Below are 19269 nucleotides of genomic sequence, written 5' to 3'. Positions count from 1 at the left end.
CTCGCTCCTTTCAAGACTAGTGGTGGGAATGGGCGGAAGCGCCCGTGGCGTCCGGCTTGGCCGCGGTGGTGCCGTGCTGATGTCCCTTGAAACGGTCGATCGCGTCCTGGGCGCCCGCGGGCATCCCGCCGTCGGCGTTGCGGACCAGGAACACCCCGGACATGCCGTCGTCCGAGTGCTGCTGGACGTGGCAGTGGTACATCCACGCGCCCGGCCCGACGCCGTCACCGGCGATCACCTGGAACCCGAAGGAGTTGCCGGGGTCCAGGGTCTTGTTGTCGAGGATCGGGGCGTTGTCGGTCGCGCTGGTGAGCATGCCGGTGCGGGTGTCCGCCCAGCGGTGCGCGTGCAGGTGGAAGGTGTGCATCAGGTTGCCGTGCCCGATGCAGATGAACTCGACGCGTTCGCCGAGGTTCGCCTCGAAGATCGGGGTGTTCGGGGCGACCTGGTGGTTGATCCACATTTCGGTGAACACGACGGTGAATTGCTTGCTGGGCAGCAGATCCCCGCGTTTGCGCACGATCAGGCCGCCGTAGAGGCCCTTCATCAAGCCGATGGTGCCGTGGTCGCCGCCGAAAGCGTGGTCGTGGTAGTGCCAGTACCCCGCGCTGCCGGGCATCCAGAAACCGTTGGCAGCCTGGTAAGCCGTCCGCGTCTTCCAGGTGTAGGTCTTGGTTTCGTAGGGCTTGTTGAAGGAATCGTTGAACGGCGAACCGTCCGACTTGGTGTCGTAGTTGACGCCGTGCGGGTGGATCGAAAGCCGCTGGTCGGTGTTGTTGACCAGCTCGATCACCAATGTGTCGCCCTCGTAGCACTCCAGGAGCGGCCCGGGGATGGTCGGCTTGCCGGGCTCGAGCCCGTAACCGACCCGGGTCGAACCGGGAACGTAGTCGGCGTACACGGTGATGTTGCGGGTCATCCCGGCCGCGGCAGCCGGTGCCGAACCGGCGCTGGCCGACACCACGACCGGGGCGATGACCCCGGCCGCGGTGCCCGCGAGCATCGATCTGCGGGACAGCCCGCGTTTACTCTTGTCCATTGTGGAATCCCCAGCTAGAAGCGGACGTTACGGAGATAGGTGAATCCGGTCTGGGCGGTGCTCAGGGGATCCGTGGGGTTGTCGTGCTCGACGATGTACTCGTGCAAGTTCGGCCGGGTGCAGCCGAAGATGCGGGGGAAGTCGATGACGCCCTTGCCGGGGTCGACCATCTGCCCGTCCGCGGTCCGGTCCTTGACGTGGTACTGGACCACGCGCGGGAAGTGCCTGCGGTACAGCGAAATCGGGTCGACGCCGCCTTCCACCGCCCAGAACAGGTCGATCTCCAGGTGCACGTAACGCGGGTTGGTGCCCCTGGTGAGCACGTCGTACGGGCGCACGCCGTCGATGGCCGCGAACTCGTGCGCGTGGTTGTGGTACCCGAGCGGGATCCCGGCCTGGCGGAACTTCCGTGCCGCCGTGTCGAGCCGTCCGGCGAACTGCTTCCAGCCGTCGAGGGTGTCGAAGGCCGCGAACGGCACGTTGGCCCGGGTGTTCCCGAGGACCTTCGCGTCGGCGATGGTCTTGTCGAGGTCCCCGTCGATCCCCACGTGCGTGGACGTCGCGCGGATGTGGTTCTTGTCGAGCAGACCGCGGAACTCCGCGGCCGTGCGGCCGTAGGTGCCCGCCAGTTCGACCTTCCGGTACCCGATGTCCGCCAGCGCGGACAGGGTTCCCGGCAGATCGGCCTGCAGCGCGGTGCGCAGGGAGTAGAGCTGGATGCTGATCTTGTCCACCGGGATCCGGCCCCGACCGTGGTGGCCGGATCCCTCGGTGGCGGCACTGGCCACGCTCGGCAGGGCTACCGCCGCGCCGACCGCGACGGCCGCCGTCGCGGCACCTCGGAGGAGCGAACGTCGAGAGTGGAACCGCTCAGCTTCTTCACCGCACATGAAACCGCCCTCACTTCTGGTTGCTGAAAGCCGCGTCGAAGGCCGCCGACGGCTTGTCGAACAGGAGCCCCCGCAGAAAGGTCACGGCTTCCGCCGCGCCCCGGAGCCGGTCCATGCCGGCGTCTTCCCACTCCACCGAGATCGGACCGGCGTAACCGATCGAATTCAGTGCGCGGAAACAGTCCTCCCAGGGCACGTCGCCGTGCCCGGTCGAAACGAAGTCCCAGCCGCGTCGGGGGTCTCCCCAGGGGAGATGCGAGCCGAGCCGTCCGTTGCGTCCGTCGAACCGTTTCCTGGTGTCCTTGCAGTCCACGTGGTAGATCCGGTCGGCGAAATCGAGGATGAAACCGACCGGGTCGAGGTCCTGCCAGATGAAATGCGAAGGATCCCAATTCAGCCCGAACGCCGGACGGTTGCCGACGGCTTCGAGCGCTCGTTTCGTGGTCCAGTAGTCGTAAGCGATCTCCGACGGATGGACCTCGTGCGCGAACCGCACACCCACCTCGTCGAAGACGTCGAGGATCGGGTTCCACCGGTCCGCGAAATCGGTGTAACCCTCGTCGATGACCGCCTGCGAGACCGGCGGGAACATCGCGACGTACTTCCAGGTCTTCGAACCGGTGAAACCGATCACCGTGTCCACGCCGAGTTTCGCCGCCGCGCGGGCGGTGTCGGCCATTTCCTTCGCCGCCCGCCGCCGGACGCCTTCCGGTTCACCGTCGCCCCACACCCTCGAAGGGATGATGGCCTGGTGGCGTTCGTCGATCGGGTCGTCACAGATGGCCTGCCCGACGAGGTGGTTGGAAATGGCCCACACCTTGAGGCCGTGCTCGGCGAGCAGCTTGAGGCGCCCAGGCACATAGTCCTCTTCGGACAGTGCGCGGTCGACCTCGAAGTGGTCGCCGGAACACGCGATCTCGAGGCCGTCGTAGCCCCACTCGCTGGCCAGCCTGCACACCTCGGTGAACGGGAGATCCGCCCACTGGCCGGTGAACAGGGTGATCGGACGGCTCATCAGTTCTCCTCGAAGGTGATCGCGTCTAGGTCGAACAGACCGCCGGAACCGCCCTTGAACACCAGGAACAAGGAGCCGGTGCCGCCGGGGTCGGTGATCGCGGAGGCCGGGATGTCGGCGTAGGTGTCCCAGCCGCCGGTGTTGGCGACCGTGACCGTCTGGACCAGCGGCCCGTCCACCGCGCCCGAGCGGACCTCGATCGTGCCGCCCGCGCCGCCGGAAGAGACCCGGTAGCCGATCCCGCGGACACCCACGAGATTCACCGGGTCGAACTTGATCCAGTCACCGGCTTCGATGTGGCCGACCCGCTTGCCGCCACTCGCGCCGTCATGCCCGACGACCTCGATCCCGCTGGACTGGGTGTAGAACTCCGCCTGCTTCAACTTGGGCTGCAGCAGGGATTCCGCCTCGCCGGTGAGCGCCGGGACGCCGTTTCCACCGTTGTCGGTGTAGCTGGCGTTGATGACGCCGAAGACGTTGGCGTCCGCACCGTGGCCTTCGTCGGCGGGCGTGGCGATGGTGCCCTCGCAACCGGTCGCGCGGCTCAGCGGATGCCCGTGGCCCTCGTGGCCGAGGATGTATTCGACGGTCACCTTCGAGCAGTCGATCGGGTTGTCCTCCGCGTCGGTCACCTCGACCTTGAACGGGACCATGTCGCCGAAGCTGAACACGCTGCCGTTGACCGGCGTCTTCAACGTGACCACCGGCGCGGTGTTGCCGACGGTGACCACCACGCTCGCCGAACCGGTCAGCCCGGTGGAGTCGGTGACCGAGAGCTTCGCCGTGTACTGGCCGTTCGCGGTGTAGGTGTGGGAAACCGGGGCCGCTTCGGTGGAATCGGTCGTGCCGTTCCCGTCGAAGTCCCAGGCGTAGGTGAGCGCGCCACCGTCGGGGTCGTTCGTCCCGGCCGGGTCGAACCCGACCGTGAGCGGTGCCTGGCCGGACGTCTTGTCCGCGGCCACCTGGGCGACCGGCGTCCGGCGTCCCTTGGTGTAGTCGACGCGGTAGACGGCGGATTCCTTGGAGCCCCCGAAATAGCCGGTGCCGTAGTCGAGGACGTAGAGCGCGCCGTCCGGGCCGAACTCGATGTTCATCGGGCGCACCAGGTCCATCGAATCGAAGAACGGCTTGATGGCGCCGCGCTCACCGTTCTTGCCGACGGTGATCTCCTTGATCCAGCCGCGTTCCCACTCGTAGGCGAAGGTCTTGCCGTTGAAGTACTCCGGGAACTTGGTCTGCGACGGGTTCTTCGCGTCGTAGGAGTAGACCGGGCCGCCCATCGGTGACTCGGGGCCGGTGCCGAACTCGGGAACCGAACCGCCGTCGTAGGGAATCCAGGCCTTTTCCACCGGCGGCAGATCGGTGAGCCCGGTGTTGCGCGGACTGGTGTTCTTCGGCTTGGCGCAGTCGAAGGCGGCGCCGGACTGGCCGGTGGCGAAGTCGTAGTCGATGAACGGCTGGTTGTCCCCGACGCAGTACGGCCAGCCGAAGTTCCCCGGCTTCTTGATCAGGTTGAACTCGACGGTGCCGCCGGGGCCGCGCGCCGGGTTGGCCGCGCCGGCGTCGGGACCGTAGTCGGCGAGGTGGATCCAACCGGTCTTGCGGTCCACGGCGAACCGGAACGGGTTGCGGAAGCCCATCGCGTAGATCTCGGGCTTGGTCTTGGCCTTGCCCTTCGGGAACAGGTTGCCCTTGGGGACGGTGTACTTGCCCTTGGCGTCGACCTTGATCCGCAGCACCTTGCCGCGCAGGTCGTTGGTGTTGCCGGAGGTGCGCTGGGCGTCGTAGACCGGGTTGCGGTCGGCTCGCTCGTCGATCGGGGTGAAGCCGTCGGACGAGAACGGGTTGGAATCGTCCCCTGTGGACAGATAGAGGTTGCCCTGCGCGTCGAAGTCGATCTCGCCGCCGGCGTGGCAGCAGATACCGCGTTCGGCCGGGACCTGCAGGATCTTCTGTTCGCTGGCGAGGTCCAGGTTGTTGTCGGTGCCCAGCTTGAACCGCGAGAGCTGGTTGTAGCCCTTGAACGGTGCGAAGTCCGCCGGGGTGCCGTTCTGCGGCGCGTCACCGGCCGGGGTGTTCAGCTTGGGCGCGTAGTACAGGTAGACCCAGCGGTTCTTGGCGAAGTCCGGGTCGATGGCGACACCCTGCAAACCGTCCTCGTCGTGGTTGTAGACGGGGATGGTCGCGGCCAGTTTGGTCGTCGCGCTCGAGCTGGTGTACCAGACGCGGCCGTCGCGCGAGGTGTGCAGGACGTCGCGGTTGGGCAGGACGGAGAGCGCGATCGGCTCGCCGGTCTTCTCCTCGCCCTTGGCCAGGGTGATCTGGTCGAAGTCCGCGTCGACCGGGTCTTCCTGGGTCTTGGCGCAGCCCGCCTCGCTCAGCTTGGTGGCGTACTTGATCCCGCCCGCCAGATGCTTGCGGAACGCCGGTTCGCTGTAGGACTCCTTGGTGTGCCCGCCGCCGGTGTACCAGGAGCGGCCGCCGGAGTTCTCGTGGCACCAGGCGATCGGGTGGTCGCCCATCGCGCCGTCACCGGGCTGGTAGCTCTTTTCGTCCAGGCTCGCGAGCACGTGCACGTTGCTGCGCGGGTTCTGGCGGTAGTTGTACCACTCGTCCGTCCGCGGCCAGGTCTCCGGCAAATCCACAGTGGACACATGGGAGTGGTCTTCGACCTTGACGTTCGCCTTCTGGATCTGCGGATGGGACTTGAAGTACGCCCCGACCAGTTCGCCGTACCAGGGCCAGTCGTATTCGGTGTCGGAGGCGGCGTGCACGCCCACGTACCCGCCGCCTCCCTTCACGTACCGTTCGAACGCGGACTGCTGGCTCGCGTTCAGCACGTCACCGGTGGTGGAAAGCCAGACCACCGCGTTGAAGCGTTTGAGGTTCGCGTCGGTGAAGGCCGCCGCGTCCTCGGTGGCTTCCACCGCGAAGTGGTTCTGCGCACCCAGTTCCTTGATCGCCTTGATCCCGTCCGGGATCGAATCGTGCCGGAAGCCCGCGGTCTTGGAGAACACGAGCACCGTCGCCGCTTCGTGCGCCGATGCGGTGGGCATCGGTAGCGCGAAGCCTGTCAGAGCGGTGACCATCGACGTGACGAGCACGCCGAGCCGTCGTTTTAAGGACATGGCTGGAGCGATCCTTTCGATGAGCGGCGGCGATCAAGGAACGGAGCTGGTAACGCGCCTTTCTGTGGGGTGCCGATGACCTATTCGGGCGAGCTGCGAAGCCGGATCACGCGTGATTGGAGGCGGATCACGGTGTTCGGTCTCTAATCACGTGTGTTCCGCCTCCAATCACGCGTGTCCCGTGTCATTTCAAGCCCTGCAGGGACAACAGGAGCGGATGGACGTCGAGCGCGCCGACGCGGCCGGACGGCTGGAAGGCCGGGTCGCTGCACAGCAGCACCGGACCGTCCTCGGAGGAATCCGGTAGCCGCCCGTGTGAGCCGCGCACCCAGCGCGGGTCGGTCGGGACGACGTCCATCGCGTACCGGAGCCCGGCGAACTTCTTCGCCAGGTTGAGCCCGGCCCGCGCCTTGGCGAACTTGTCCTCCGGATCGAAGAACAGCTCGGCGGGGTCGTAGCCCGGTTTGCGGTGGATCTCGACGCCGCGCGCGAAGTCGGGCTTCCGCTCGTCGTCGAGCCAGTAGTAGTAGGTGAACCACGAGTCCGGCTCCGCGACCGCGACGAGTTCGCCGGCGCGTTCGTGGTCGATCCCGTACTTGGCCTGTGCCTCGCGGTCGAGGACCTCGTCGACACCGGTCAGCTCGCCGACGACTCCGCGCACACGCTCCACATCGGAGGAGTCGCGGACGTAGACGTGCGCGACCTGGTGGTCGGCGACGGCGAACGCGCGCGACGCCCACGGGTCGAGGTACTCCATCCCCGCCTGGGTGTAGACCTCCAGCAGGCCCTCGCGGCGCAGCGCCCGGTTGATGTCGACGGGCCGTTGCACGTTGGTGATCCCGTACTCGCTGAGCACGACCACGGTCGCCCCGGCGTTGCGGGCGTCGTCGAGCAGCGGCACGAGCGCGGTGTCCAGTTCCCGCGCGGCCAGCGCCGCCTGGGGAGCGTCCGGGCCGAAGCGCTGCAGGTCGTAGTCCAGATGCGGAACGTAGGTCAGCAGCAGATCAGGCCGTTTCTCCCGCAGGATCTGCCGGGACGCGCCGATCACCCATTTGCTCGACTTGATCGACGCCGTCGGGCCCCAGTACTGGAAGAGCGGGAACTCCCCCAGCGCGCCGGTCAGCTGATCGTGCAGTTCCGGCGGGCGCACGTAGGCGTCCGGCGACTTGCGGCCGTCGGCGTGGTAGATCGGCCTCGGGGTCACCGTGACGTCGGTGCTCATCCCCATCGCGTACCACCAGCACACGTTCGCCGACGTGTAGCCGGGGTGCGCCGCCCGCGCGGTCTCCCACAGCTTCTCCCCGCCGACGAGCCGGTTGTGCTGGCGCCACAAGAAGATCTCGCCGAGCTCACGGAAGTACCAGCCGTTGCCGACGATCCCGTGCTGCGCGGGCATGAGACCGGTGAGGAACGTCGACTGCGCGCTGCAGGTGACGGCGGGCAGCACCGTGCCCAGTTCGGCCTGCCAGCCGTCGCGGGCGACGGCGGACAGGTTCGGCATGTCCCGCAACGCCTTCGGGGTCAGCCCGACGACGTCGATGACGACCAGCGGCTTCACGCGGAAACCCCTTCCCGGACAAGGTTCGCCTTGGCCCAGTCGAGTTCGGCGGCGATCCCGCCGACGAGGTCACCCGCGTCCGGGAGCACGCTCCAGGTGTAGGTCTCGACCTCGATATGCGGTTCGCCGGGCAGTCCGGCGGCGACGGTGCGCAGGACGTCCGTCGTGGTGGCGAGCGGTGCGGCCGGGGCCTGGTGCAGCGGCATGTGGAAGTGCACCCGCCACGGGCCTTCTCCTGGTAATTCTCGCCAGGCCTCGGGCAGGTCGTCCGCCTTGTGCACCACACCGCCCGAAAGCTCCCGGACCTGGTGCAGGTAACGGGGTTCGGCGAAGGCGGCTAGCGCTTCCCTCGCCTCGGCGGGCTTTTCGACGTGCAGCGCGGCCGAAGCCTGCACCTTGACGATGTCCAAACCGGACTTCCTGATCGCGTCGAGGGTCTCCGCCGGGTCGGCGAAGGACACCGCCAGGTGACAGGTGTCCAAGCACAACCCGACATGTTCCGGGTCGACCCGGCCCGACAGCCAGCTCAGCGCGTCGGCCACGGTGTCGAGCACACAGCCGGGCTCGGGTTCCACCGCCAGTTTGATCGGCCGGTCACCGATCGCGTGGACGACCTGCTCGAAGGCAACGGCCGCGCGGTGGTCGTCGTGCTCGGTCCACGGTTCACGCCACGCGAGCGGCAACGTGGAGATGCTGCCGTAAGCGGCGTCCTCCGCGAGCAGGTCGGACAGCACCGTGACACAGTCGATCGTGTAGGCCGCCCTGTCCGGATTCGTCCACTCAGGACGGTAGACCGCGTGCTTGACGACCTCGTCGTGGAAACCGCCGTACGGGAACGCGTTCAGCGTGTAGACGGACAGCCCGCGCGCGTCCAGCTCCGCGCGGAAGGCCTTGCGCGCTCGAGGGTCGTCGGCGAGTCCGCGCGCGACCGGCGCGGAAAGCCACAGGCCGACGCCGAGCTTGTCCGCGCCCAGCCGCTCACGCACCGGGAGCGCGTACCTCTCCAGCTGCGCGACGATGCCGTCGACGTCTTCGGCCGGGTGGACGTTCGTACAGTAGGAGATCATTTGCGGGCACCTCGCAACACCGAGTTGCCTTCGAACGTCTCCGCCTCTCCGGTGAAACCGGGCAGCGGGTCGAGGGTGAGCCGTCCACTTTGGTCGTAGAAGGCGACCGGGTTCTGCCACAGCACCTTGTCGACATCGGCTTCGGTGAAGCCGCCGTCGAGCATCGCCTGCCCGGTTTTGGCCGTCTTCAAGGGATCCGAGCGGCCCCAGTCCGCGGCCGAGTTGACGATCATCTTGTCCAGCCCGTACCGGCGCAGGATCTCGACCATCCGGTGCTCGTCCATCTTGGTGTCCGGGTAGATGGAGAAACCCATCCAGGCACCGGAATCCTTGACCAACTCGACGGTGACCTCGTTGAGGTGGTCGACGATGACGCGTTCCGGCGCGATACCCGCTTCCCGGACGACGTCGAGGGTGCGCTTGGTGCCTTCGAGCTTGTCGCGGTGCGGGGTGTGCACCATCACCGGCAGATCGTGTTCGAGGGCCATCGCGAGTTGCCGCGCGAAGACCTCGTCCTCTTCCTTGGTCATCGAGTCGTAGCCGACCTCGCCGACCGCGACCACGCCGTCCTTGGCCAGGTACCTCGGGAGCACGTCGAGCACCTCGCGGCAGCGGGGGTCGTTGGCTTCCTTGGGGTTCAGCGCGATCGTGCAGTGGTGCCGGATGCCGAACTGGGCGGCACGGAACCTCTCCCAGCCGATGAGCGCGTCGAAATAGTCGGTGTACGAGCCGACGCTGGTGCGCGGCTGCCCCAGCCAGAAGGCCGGTTCGACCAGCGCACGGACACCGGCCGCGTACATGGCTTCGTAATCGTCGGTGGTCCGGGAGGACATGTGGATGTGGGGATCGAAGATGCGCACGGTCAGCGGCCTTCCTTGAGCAATGAGAGGGCGTCGGCGGGAACGTCACGTCCGGCCGCCCTGCGTTCGTCGGCGAAATCGGCGAGCATGCGCCTCAGCTCGTCGTCCGCGCGGGTTTCGAGTTCCGCGACGGCGGCGAGTGGGACACCGACGAAAACGCATTTGAGGACACCGTGCCGCCAGGCGTGGTCGTCCAGGAACCGGGCGAAGGCACCCATGGCGGCGGCGACCAGGCGGATGTCGTTGGCGCGTAGGGCGTCTTCGACCAGCTTGATCCCGGCATCGGTGACCTCGGCTCCCGGGGACTCCAGCCCGTTCAGCGCGCGGAGCACGCCGCGCCGCTCGGCGTCGTCGCCGTAGCGATAGAGATCGCGCAGTTCCGCGGCCAAGTCGGCCGGGGACAGCTGACCCGCCAGCACCCCGATCAGCCGCGAGCGGGCCGCGTCGTCGACGGTGCCGTGGACCAGACCGCGCGGATCGGTTTCGGGCCGAAGCGCCGCCCGTCCGACCTCACGGCCGACGGCCGGGAAGAGCGAACCGATGACCGACGGCTTCTCCCGGATCCGGTCTTCCGCCTTGTCCAGCCACGTTCGCGGCAGGGCCGTGGTCAACGCCGCGAAAGCGCGTCGCGCGGTGTCCGGCGCGGCGTGACTGTGCCGCGGCAGTTCGACCGCGGCCAGCCCGGTGTAGCCGATCTCGCTCAGCGCGGCCAAGGTCGCGGGCAGATCCAGCTGCCCGTCACCGAACTCCAGATGCTCGTGAACCTCCGGCAGCATGTCGTCCAGCTGCACGTTCCACAGCAGCGGGCCGGCGAGGCGAACGCATTCGGCCGCGTTCATCGGCTCGACGGCGACACAGTGCCCGACATCGAGCGTGACACCGAACAGTTCCGGCTCGCCGAGCTCCTTCCGCAGGTCCAGGACCTGGCCCAGATGCTGCACGAGGTGCCCGGGCTCGGGCTCCATCGCCAGCCGGACGTTCAGCCGCGCCGCGTGCTCCAGGACCGCCGCGACACCGTCGCGCAACCGGGACCAGGCCACTCCCTTGTCCACAGTGGACACACCCGACCAGAACGAGACACAATCCGCACCGAGATCTCCGGCGATCTGCAGCGCCTTCGCCAGGAAGTCGATCCGGAGCGCGGGGTCGTCCGACAACAGCGTCGGCGAGTGCTTGCGCCACGGGTCGAGCAGGTAGCGCGCACCCGTCTCGATGACGACCCGGTTCAGGCCGAGCGCCGAAAGCCGGGACGCCACGTGGTCGACCTGCCGCGCCAGATCGTCGGCAAACGGGTCGAGGTGGTCGTGGTCCAGCGTCAGCGCGACCCCGGTGTACCCGAGGTCGGCTATCACCGCGAGAGCGTCGTCGAGGCGGTGGTTGGAGAACCCGTTGGTGCCGTATCCCAGTTGAAAACTCATGTGGGGCTCACCTTCCGCGACAGCTTGCGGGCGATCGGCAGCGCAGCCGCGACCAGCGCGGCCCCGAGTACCGAGCCCTTGGCCGTGACCGCCGCCTGCAGCGGGACCATGCCGTGGATGCCGGATTTGGTCGCCGAGCGCACGGACTTCGCCGAGGGATCGCGGACGGCGTCCGCCTGCGCCCTCCCGACCAGTCCCGCGTAGCCCGAACCGGCCGCCAGCGAGGCCGCGCGATGCCAGCCGCCCCGGGCCGGACCGGTCAATGCCAACGTTGTCGCCGCACAGCTCGTGGCGAGCGCGGCACGAGCCGTCGCCGGGTTCCCACCGTGGACTTCCCCGGTGGACAACGCGGTGACACCGAGCGTGTGGACGCCCACGGCCGCCGCGGCGGTGAGAGCACGGCGAGTTTCAGTGCCCGCGCCCAGCAGGACGTCGAGCGTGCGGCAGGCCGCCATCGCCACCGGTCCGGCCGGGGTCGGCTTGAGCACGGTGTCGTAGGCCCACACCGCGGCCGCGAGCGGGACCGCGACCTTCATCGCCCGGCGGCCGCCGCCGAGCGCGGCCAGGCCGAGCCCGGCCGCGGTCAGCGCGGCACCGGTGGTGAGCGCCGCGCCGGCGCTCACCCGCCCGGACGGGATCGGCCGCTCGGGACGCTCCACGGCGTCGAGCTCCCGGTCCGCCCAGTCGTTGAGGGCCATCCCCGCCCAGTAGAAGGCGACTGAGGACAGCGGCAGCAGCAGCCGTCGCCCGGTCATCTCGAGTCCCGCCGCGGCGGACCCGGCGACCGTGTCGCCGAGCACCGTCAGCGCGGCGGGTGCCCGCACGAGTTCCACATAAGCCTTCACAGTGCGGCCGCCCAGGTGATCAGGCGCGCGGACTGCTCGGCGAAGCGGTGCTCGTCGCTGCCCAGCGGGTCCTTGAAGAAGAAGCCGAGTTCGGTCAGCGCGCCGCTCTGGCCCGCGGCGTGCGCGGTGGTGACCAGGCGGGCGAGGTCGAGGATCAGCGGCGCCGCGAGCGCGGAGTCGTAGCCGGTCCAGGTGAACTGCAAGCTCATCCGCGCGCCGAGGAAACCCTCGAACGACACGTGGTCCCACGCGGTCTTGACCTCGCCGAGGTCGGGCACGTTGTCGATGTGCAGCGGCGCGGTGACGTCGTCGCCGAGCAGCGCGGCGAGCCCGCGTGCCTTCGATTCCAGCTTGCTGTTCGCGGTCACCGGATCGGCGAGGGTCTCGCCGTCGCCGCCGCCGAGCAGGTTGGTGCCCGCCCAGGAGCGGACCTTCAGCGCCCGCGCGCTGAACATCGGCGCGAGGACGGTGCGGAGCAGGGTCTCACCGGTCTTGCCGTCCGAACCCGCGTACGGCAGGCCTTCCCGCTCGGCGAGCTCCCGCAGCGCGGGCAGGGTGATCCCGGCCGACGGCGTGAACTCGACGTACGGGCTCCCCGCCTTCAGCGCCGCGTAGGCGGTCAGCGAACTGGCCGGGAGCACCGCCCGCGCCGGATCTTCCAGCGCCTTCTCGAGCGCGTCGAGGTCGTCGTGTTCGGGCAGGTGGGGACACGGGGCCTCGGTGGAGGACACGTTGACCACCACGACCCGCGCGAGGTCGTGCCGGTCGGCGAAAGCTCGGATGTCCGCGGTGAGCCGGGCGGCCGCGTCGGACTGGGCACCCGTATGCGTCGCCGGGTGGTAGCCGTCGCGGATCTCGGCGTCCACTTCGGCCAGCCCGGACCGGACCGCCGAGAACACCGAGTGCCCGAACACGCCGGCGTGCGCCAGCTGTTCCGCGCGCTTCTCCAGCGGGGTGTGCACGATGTCGTGCCCGCCGAGGACCAGATCATCCCAGCCCGGCAACGGAACACCGGCGAACGCGGGCAGCTCGGTGACACAGCCTCCTCGACCGGCCACGCCCGCGCGCAGGGCGAGCAGCCCCACCGCCGCGGTCGTGGCCACAGACCCCCTCGCGCCGATCAACCAGATGCCAGTGCGCTCGTGAGCAGGCATTTCTCCACCTTTCCAAACCCGAAACCGTTCACCATCGGATGGTCGGACGTTTCGGATCGAACCAAGTCGCAGTGATGTACGTCCATGCGACTTTCGGCTGGATCTACTACTCAGTTACTCCCCTTCGCAGTGACGCCGGGCACAGCGGTCCATCGGGACTCTTCGGACGCGCTGCGCTCGACAGCGTCCAAGACCTGCTGAACCCTCAACCCGTCCTCGAAAGACGGTTCGGGATCCGTGCCGTCGCCGATCGCGGTGAGCAGGTCGGCGACCTCGTTGGTGAAGGTGTGCTCGTAGCCGAGGAGATGCCCCGGCGGCCACCACACCCCGACATACGGGTGCTCGGGTTCGGTGACCAGGATCCGGCGGAACCCGGCCTCGGTGGCGGGCTGTCCGCCGTCGAAGAAGGACAGTTCGTTCATCGATTCGAAGTCGAACGCGAGGCTCGCCTTCGACCCGTTGATCTCCAGCCGCATCGCGTTCTTGCGGCCCAGCGCGAACCGGGTCGCCTCGAAACTCGCCACCGCGCCGCCGGCGAACCGGCCGAGGAACAGGGCGGTGTCGTCGACCGTGACCTGTCCGGTGCCGCCGTCGCCGTCCGGCCGTTCCTTGACGAAGGTGTTGGTGAGCGCGGAAACCCCGGTGATCGTGTCGCCGGTGACGAACTGGGCGGCGTCGACGATGTGCGCGCCGAGGTCGCCCAGCGCGCCCGAGCCCGCCTTGTCCTTGTGCAGCCGCCAGGTCATCGGCGACGCCGGGTCGGACAGCCAGTCCTGCAGGTACACCGACCGCACGTGGCGGATCTCGCCGAGTGCCCCGCTCGCGACCAGTTTCCTGGCGTGCGCGAGCGCGGGCACCCGGCGGTAGTTGAACGCCACCATGGACCGGACGCCGTTCGCGCGGGCCTTCGCCGCCGCCTCGGCCATCGCTTCGGCCTCGGCGAGGGTGTTGGCCAGCGGTTTCTCGCACAGCACGTGTTTCCCGGCTTCGAGCGCGGCGATCGCGATCTCGGCGTGGCTGTCGCCCGGCGTGCAGATGTCGACCAGGTCGACGTCGTCGCGGGCGATCAGCGCGCGCCAGTCCGTCTCGACGTCTTCCCAGCCGAACCGTTCCGCCGCGGCCTTCGCCCGCCCCTCGTCACGGCCGCCGAGCACGGCGAGTCTCGGGATCAGCGGTGGTGTGAAGAACCGGTGCACGCTGCGCCACGCGTGCGAATGCACCGCACCCATGAACGCGTGGCCCACCATGCCGATCCCGATCGTTTCCCTTGCCGTGCTCATGCCCCTCCTAGATCGCGTGCGTGTGTCGGGTACGCAGGTCTTACGAGTCGAAGCCGACGTCCATGTACTTGTCGACGTTCTCCTTGGTGACCACCGCGGAGTACGTGGTGATCTCGGCGGGGATCTCGTGCTCGGCGAAGTCACCGGCGCCCTTGCCCTGCCCGAGGAGCCGCGCGAGCGAGATCGCCGAAGACGCCATCGACGGGCTGTAGAGCACCGTCGCCTTCAGCGGCTCGGCGTCGGACTTGATCAGGTTCATCGCGTTCTTCGAACCGGCGCCGCCGACCATCAGGAAGTTCTTGCGGTTGGCGTTGTTGATCGCGGCGATGACCCCGACACCCTGGTCGTCGTCGTGGTTCCACAGCGCGTCCAGTTTGGGCGCGGACTGCAGCAGGTTCGACGTCTGCTTCTCGCCCGACTCCGGCGTGAACTCCGCGGCGACCCGCGGGCCGACCGCGAAACCCTGCCGTGCCAAGGCGTCCTTGAAGCCCTTGCTGCGTTCCTGGGTCAGCGGCAGCGAGTCGATCCCGGCGACCTCGCCGATCACGGGGCTCGCGATGTTCTTGGCCTTCATCTGCTGGGCGATGTAGTTTCCGGCGTTGACGCCCATCCGGTAGTTGTCGCCACCGATCCAGGTGCGGTACGCGAGCGGGGTGTCGAAGACGCGGTCGAGGTTGATCACCTGGATACCGGCGTCCATCGCCTGCTGGCCGACGGCGGTGAGCGCCTTGCCGTCGAACGGCAGGATCACCAGGACGTTGACCTTGGCGTTGATCAGCGTCTCCACCTGGGAGATCTGCTGGTTGACGTCGTTGGTGCCCTCGGTCGCGTTGAGCGTGACCTCACTGAACTTCTGCGCCTGCGCGCGGGCGTTCTTGGTGATGGCCGCCATCCAGCCGTGGTCCGCGGCCGGGGCCGAGAACCCGATGGTGACCGGGGTTCCGGGCTGCGAGTTGGCCCCAGCGTTGGCGACATTGGCGGCGTTGTCCTGTGCCGGTGCCTCGTTCGAGGTGCACGCGGTCAGCAGCGCACCCGCTCCGACGGCCGCGCCTCCCAGCAGGAAGCGGCGGCGGTGCAGGGATTGTTCGGTCATGAGGACTCTCCATCCACGGTGACGGGGGTGACCACTAAGTACTCGTCTTGGTTTTCTTGACGGAGCGGAACTGGAGCAGCGCGGCCAGCACGATGATCACGCCTTTGGCGATGTTCTGGATGTCGGTGTCCAGGTTGTTGAGCGTGAAGATGTTGGACAGCACGGTGAAGATCAGCACGCCGATCAGGGTGCCGATGAGCGAGCCGCGGCCTCCGGTGAGCAGCGTGCCGCCGATGACGACCGCCGCGATGGCGTCGAGTTCGTACAGCAGGCCGTTGGTCGAGGCGCCCGCGGTGGTGCGGGCGACGACCATCAGCGCGGCGATACCGCAGCACAGGCCGGCGACGCCGTAGACGAGTGCGGTGTGGCGTTTGACGTTGATGCCCGCCAGCCGCGACGCCTCGGGGTTGCCGCCGACGGCGAAGGTGCGGCGGCCGAACGTGGTGCGGTTCAGCACCACCCAGCCGACGGCGAACACCAGCGCGAACATCCAGATCAGCACCGGGATGCCGAGCAGGTCGCCGCGGAAGAAGTCGAGGAAACCCGCGTTCGAGACCACCTGCGTGCGGCGGCCGCTGATGCGTTCCGCGAGGCCGCGGGCGGCGACCAGCATCGCCAAGGTCGCGATGAACGGCACGACTTTCCCGTAGGAGATCAGGATCCCGTTGACCAGGCCGCAGCCGAGACCGACCAGGAGTCCACAAAGGACCATCACGACCGGACCGTAGGCCTGGGTGGCCAAAGTGGTCAGCCAGACACTGGACAGCGCCAGGATCGACCCGACCGAGAGGTCGATGCCGCCGGCGATGATCACGAACGTCATCCCGACGCTGACCACGCCGATGGCCGCGGCCAGCCGGAGGATGGTCGAGATGTTCCCCTCGGTGAGGAACTGGTCCGGCCGGGTCACCGTCCCGACGACGCACAGGATCACCAGCACGCCGAGCAGCCCGATCAGCCGGGTGTCGAGTGCGAAGTTGGATCGCTTTTCTTTGGGTGGCAGGGGTTCCACGGCGCTACCCGTACGCACCGATTCGGCTTGGTCGGTCACGCCGCACTCCCCTCGAGAATCACGTCGAGCACATCCGCCTCTGTCAGCTCCGCAGACGGCTTTTCAGCCAGGACACGTCCTTCACGCAGCACCAGCACCCGGTCGGACAGTCCGAGTACTTCGGGGATCTCGCTGCTGACCAGCACGATCGCGACGCCGGTCGCGGCCAGCTCTTCGATCAGCCGGTAGAGCTCGGCCCGCGCGCCGACGTCGACCCCGCGCGTCGGCTCGTCCAGCAGCAGGACCCGGCAGCCGCGGACCAGCCAGCGCGCGAGCACCGCCTTCTGCTGGTTGCCGCCCGAGAGCGTGCGGATGATCCGGTTCGGGTCCGCGGGCCGGAGATCGAGACGCCGCAGGCTTTCCCCTGCGTCGTCGAGTTCCTTGCCCCGCTCGGTGAAACCGAACGTCGCGTATTTGCTCAGGCTCGCCAGGGTCACGTTGTGCACGACGGGCAGGTCCAGCAGCAGCCCTTGGCTCTTGCGTTCCTCGGGCGCCAGGCCGATCCCGGCCTTGACCGCGGCGGACACACTGCCCGGCCGGACCGGCGCTCCGTCGACCGACACCGAACCGGTGTCCTGCTTGCGCGCGCCGAAGATCGTCTCCAGCAGCTCGCTCCGGCCGGAGCCGACGAGGCCCGCGATACCGACGACTTCGCCCGCGTGCACGGTGAAACTCACGTTCTCGAACTCGCCGACGGTGGTCAGGTTCTCCACCTTGAGAACCTCGGTGTCGGAGTCCACATGCTCCTGGTGGCGCGGGCCGAACACGGTCTCGACCTTGCGGCCCGCCATCAGCGCGACGAGATCCGAGGTCGGCGTCTCCTTGGCGTCGAGGCCGGTGGAAACGGTCTTGCCGTCCTTGAGCACGGTGACGCGGTGGCCGATCCGGCGCAGTTCTTCGAGGCGGTGGGAGATGTAGATGATCGCGACACCCTCGGCGGTCAGTTCGCCGACGATGCGGAACAGGTTGTCGACCTCTTCCCCCGCCAGCGCCGCGGTGGGCTCGTCCATCACCAGCAGCTTCGCGTCGTACGCGAGTGCCCGCGCCATCGAGACCAGCTGCTGGCCGGCGGCGGAGAGTTTGCCGACCTCGGTCGACGGCGTGATCTCCGGATGCCCGAGCCGGGTCATCAGCTCGGCGGCCTTCTTCCGGGATTCGCTGATCCGCGTGAAGCCGAACGACGCGCGCTCGCGGCCGAGGAAGATGTTGTCGGCGACGGAAAGTCCCGGTACCAGGTCGAGTTCCTGGTACATGGTCGCGATCCCGATCTTCAGGGCGGCGACCGGCGAGGGCAGGGTGACGGGCTCGCCCTGCCAGAAGATCTCGCCGCCGTCGGGACGGTGCGCCCCGGCGAGGGTCTTGATCAGCGTGGACTTGCCCGCGCCGTTCTGGCCGAGGAGACAGTGCACCTCGCCGGGTTCGACGTCGAAGTCGACACCGTCGAGCGCGCGCACCCCCGGAAAGGTCTTCACGATCCCCCGGACCGAAAGCAGGGTCATGCCGGTGCCTCCTGGGTGACGAACGGGACAAGCGTCGGATCGGCGAAAAGCCGTTCGGTGGCGAGATGCGCGGCGCCGCGCAGCGGGGCGGTGGTGCCCAGCGGCGACGGCTCGACGCGGCAGGCGGGCTCGTGCCCGAGCGGACGCGCGGACAGTTCGCGGCGCACCGGTTCGACCAGCCACTCGCCCAGTTCGGCGAAGTAACCGCCGAGCACCACGACGTCCGGGTCGAGCACGTCGACCACGGTGGACACCGCGACGCCGAGCGCGACCCCGAGTTCCGAGACCGCCGCGACGGCGCGCTGGTCACCGCGCTGCACGCGGTGCTTGAGGAGCCCGACCCGGCCGTCGACGCCGAGCGCGGGGTCGTGCAGCGGGTCGCCGGGTGAGGCGGCGCCGCGCAGGACGGCGTTGAGCCCGGCCTTGGTCTCCAGGCAGCCGACCCGGCCGCACTGGCACTGCTCGCCGGACGGGTCGACGGTGATGTGCCCGACCTCGCCCGCGAAACCCCTGGCACCGCGCAGGATCGCGCCGCCGGACACGAGTCCGCCGCCGACGCCCATGCCGCCGCTGAGGTAGAAGAGCTCCCGAACGTCGCGGCCGACACCGGCGACGGCCTCGCCGACCGCGCCGAGGTTGGCCTCGTTGTCGACCGCGATGGCGTCGACCGGCAGCCCGAGCCGGGCGGCGAGCAGATCGGCGATCTCGGCGTCGCGCCAGCGCAGGGTCGGCGCGAACCGCAGTACCGCGGCGGCCGAGTCGACGAGGCCCGGGACGGACACCGTGACGCCGACCGGCAGATCGTCGCGCAGCACCTGCCCGGCGAGGAAGGCGAGCTCGTCCATGCTCCGGTGGAGGCCGAGCGCGGCGACGTCGGCGGTCTCCGCTCGCTCGGCGACGACACGGCCGTCGAGGTTCGTGACGACGGCGGCGAACCGATCGGCTTCGACGCTGAGCGCGAGCCCGTACGCGCTGGCGCCGTTCAGCTCGACCAGCTGGCTGGGCCTGCCGTTGCCGCCCGCTTGGAGTCCGGCGGAGCGGACGAGACCACGTTCGGACAGCTCGGTGATCAGCCCGGAGACGGCCGCTTTGGTGATCCCGCAGCGCGCCGCGAGCTGGGTGCGCGAGAGCGGCCCCGCGCGCAACGCCCGCAGGAGCGCGGCGAGGTTCGCCGTGCGTGGATCAGTCGCGGCCACACTGCCCAATTTGACGACGCCTCACTTACGACTCGGCCGTAACAAACTTTGTTACTTAGCCAGCGAAAGTAGGGTGGTGCGTGTCACTCGTCAAGGTGACAACAGGACAGAAATGCCCGCCGTCACCCGAATAGCCGTCCAGATCGGTACAGACTTTTGTACTTAGCGAGCGAAAG

15 protein-coding genes are annotated in these 19269 nt (G+C 68.5%); all 15 read right to left on the bottom strand.

Annotation, left to right across the window (positions count from 1 at the left end; translation table 11 throughout):
- Positions 1 to 16: 16 nt before the first annotated feature.
- Positions 17 to 1039, bottom strand: coding sequence for a multicopper oxidase domain-containing protein (locus tag HDA45_RS28080; protein WP_184900277.1), 1023 nt, complete (start codon positions 1037 to 1039; stop codon positions 17 to 19).
- A 14-nt stretch (positions 1040 to 1053) separates the two neighbouring features.
- On the bottom strand, positions 1054 to 1929 hold the full coding sequence (locus tag HDA45_RS28075) for a sugar phosphate isomerase/epimerase family protein (protein ID WP_184900269.1): 876 nt from the start codon (positions 1927 to 1929) through the stop codon (positions 1054 to 1056).
- Between the two features lie 10 nt (positions 1930 to 1939).
- The gene (locus tag HDA45_RS28070; RefSeq protein ID WP_184900267.1) at positions 1940 to 2944 is read right to left on the bottom strand and encodes a sugar phosphate isomerase/epimerase family protein; all 1005 of its coding nucleotides are present in this window, start codon (positions 2942 to 2944) and stop codon (positions 1940 to 1942) included.
- Positions 2944 to 6033 (bottom strand): ThuA domain-containing protein, encoded by a 3090-nt coding sequence (locus HDA45_RS28065; protein ID WP_184906113.1) that lies wholly within the window; start codon positions 6031 to 6033, stop codon positions 2944 to 2946. Before HDA45_RS28065 ends, HDA45_RS28070 begins: the two co-directional genes overlap by 1 nt.
- 223 nt (positions 6034 to 6256) lie before the next feature.
- Complete coding sequence (locus HDA45_RS28060; protein ID WP_184900265.1) at positions 6257 to 7630, bottom strand: alkaline phosphatase family protein; 1374 nt, start codon at positions 7628 to 7630, stop codon at positions 6257 to 6259.
- Complete coding sequence (gene eboE / locus HDA45_RS28055; protein ID WP_184900263.1) at positions 7627 to 8697, bottom strand: metabolite traffic protein EboE; 1071 nt, start codon at positions 8695 to 8697, stop codon at positions 7627 to 7629. Before eboE ends, HDA45_RS28060 begins: the two co-directional genes overlap by 4 nt.
- The gene (locus HDA45_RS28050; protein WP_184900260.1) at positions 8694 to 9557 is read right to left on the bottom strand and encodes a TatD family hydrolase; all 864 of its coding nucleotides are present in this window, start codon (positions 9555 to 9557) and stop codon (positions 8694 to 8696) included. The genes eboE and HDA45_RS28050 overlap by 4 nt, the downstream gene beginning before the upstream one ends.
- A 2-nt stretch (positions 9558 to 9559) precedes the next feature.
- Positions 9560 to 10975 carry an EboA domain-containing protein gene (locus HDA45_RS28045; RefSeq protein WP_184900258.1) on the bottom strand — a complete coding sequence of 472 codons (1416 nt, stop codon included), beginning with the start codon at positions 10973 to 10975 and terminating at the stop codon, positions 9560 to 9562.
- Positions 10972 to 11820: an SCO3242 family prenyltransferase gene (locus HDA45_RS28040; protein WP_184900256.1), complete on the bottom strand. Its 849-nt coding sequence runs from the start codon at positions 11818 to 11820 to the stop codon at positions 10972 to 10974. Before HDA45_RS28040 ends, HDA45_RS28045 begins: the two co-directional genes overlap by 4 nt.
- Positions 11817 to 12974, bottom strand: a complete 1158-nt coding sequence (locus HDA45_RS28035; RefSeq protein WP_184900254.1) for an inositol-3-phosphate synthase — start codon at positions 12972 to 12974, stop codon at positions 11817 to 11819. Before HDA45_RS28035 ends, HDA45_RS28040 begins: the two co-directional genes overlap by 4 nt.
- 110 nt (positions 12975 to 13084) lie before the next feature.
- A complete protein-coding gene (locus HDA45_RS28030) occupies positions 13085 to 14254 on the bottom strand; it encodes a Gfo/Idh/MocA family protein (RefSeq protein WP_184900252.1) in 1170 nt (389 codons plus the stop codon).
- A gap of 40 nt (positions 14255 to 14294) precedes the next feature.
- Positions 14295 to 15347 (bottom strand): substrate-binding domain-containing protein, encoded by a 1053-nt coding sequence (locus HDA45_RS28025; RefSeq protein WP_184900250.1) that lies wholly within the window; start codon positions 15345 to 15347, stop codon positions 14295 to 14297.
- A gap of 34 nt (positions 15348 to 15381) precedes the next feature.
- Positions 15382 to 16398, bottom strand: a complete 1017-nt coding sequence (locus HDA45_RS28020) for an ABC transporter permease subunit (RefSeq protein WP_184900248.1) — start codon at positions 16396 to 16398, stop codon at positions 15382 to 15384.
- Positions 16395 to 17897, bottom strand: a complete 1503-nt coding sequence (locus HDA45_RS28015; protein WP_184900246.1) for a sugar ABC transporter ATP-binding protein — start codon at positions 17895 to 17897, stop codon at positions 16395 to 16397. Before HDA45_RS28015 ends, HDA45_RS28020 begins: the two co-directional genes overlap by 4 nt.
- The gene (locus HDA45_RS28010) at positions 17894 to 19093 is read right to left on the bottom strand and encodes an ROK family transcriptional regulator (RefSeq protein ID WP_343072168.1); all 1200 of its coding nucleotides are present in this window, start codon (positions 19091 to 19093) and stop codon (positions 17894 to 17896) included. Before HDA45_RS28010 ends, HDA45_RS28015 begins: the two co-directional genes overlap by 4 nt.
- Positions 19094 to 19269 lie beyond the last annotated feature (176 nt).

The organism is Amycolatopsis umgeniensis, assembly GCF_014205155.1.
GTDB classification, from domain to species: domain Bacteria; phylum Actinomycetota; class Actinomycetes; order Mycobacteriales; family Pseudonocardiaceae; genus Amycolatopsis; species Amycolatopsis umgeniensis.
This window is presented reverse-complemented; position numbering and strand designations above follow the sequence as displayed.

What these genes read in the sequence shown, in the direction of transcription:
- HDA45_RS28070 (WP_184900267.1), bottom strand. Translation starts at nt 2,944, where the DNA reads ATGAGCCGTCCGATCACCCTGTTCACCGGCCAGTGGGCGGATCTCCCG.
- HDA45_RS28075 (WP_184900269.1), bottom strand. Translation starts at nt 1,929, where the DNA reads ATGTGCGGTGAAGAAGCTGAGCGGTTCCACTCTCGACGTTCGCTCCTC.
- HDA45_RS28080 (WP_184900277.1), bottom strand. Translation starts at nt 1,039, where the DNA reads ATGGACAAGAGTAAACGCGGGCTGTCCCGCAGATCGATGCTCGCGGGC.
- HDA45_RS28035 (WP_184900254.1), bottom strand. Translation starts at nt 12,974, where the DNA reads ATGCCTGCTCACGAGCGCACTGGCATCTGGTTGATCGGCGCGAGGGGG.
- HDA45_RS28015 (WP_184900246.1), bottom strand. Translation starts at nt 17,897, where the DNA reads ATGACCCTGCTTTCGGTCCGGGGGATCGTGAAGACCTTTCCGGGGGTG.
- HDA45_RS28045 (WP_184900258.1), bottom strand. Translation starts at nt 10,975, where the DNA reads ATGAGTTTTCAACTGGGATACGGCACCAACGGGTTCTCCAACCACCGC.
- HDA45_RS28065 (WP_184906113.1), bottom strand. Translation starts at nt 6,033, where the DNA reads ATGGTCACCGCTCTGACAGGCTTCGCGCTACCGATGCCCACCGCATCG.
- HDA45_RS28025 (WP_184900250.1), bottom strand. Translation starts at nt 15,347, where the DNA reads ATGACCGAACAATCCCTGCACCGCCGCCGCTTCCTGCTGGGAGGCGCG.
- eboE (WP_184900263.1), bottom strand. Translation starts at nt 8,697, where the DNA reads ATGATCTCCTACTGTACGAACGTCCACCCGGCCGAAGACGTCGACGGC.
- HDA45_RS28030 (WP_184900252.1), bottom strand. Translation starts at nt 14,254, where the DNA reads ATGAGCACGGCAAGGGAAACGATCGGGATCGGCATGGTGGGCCACGCG.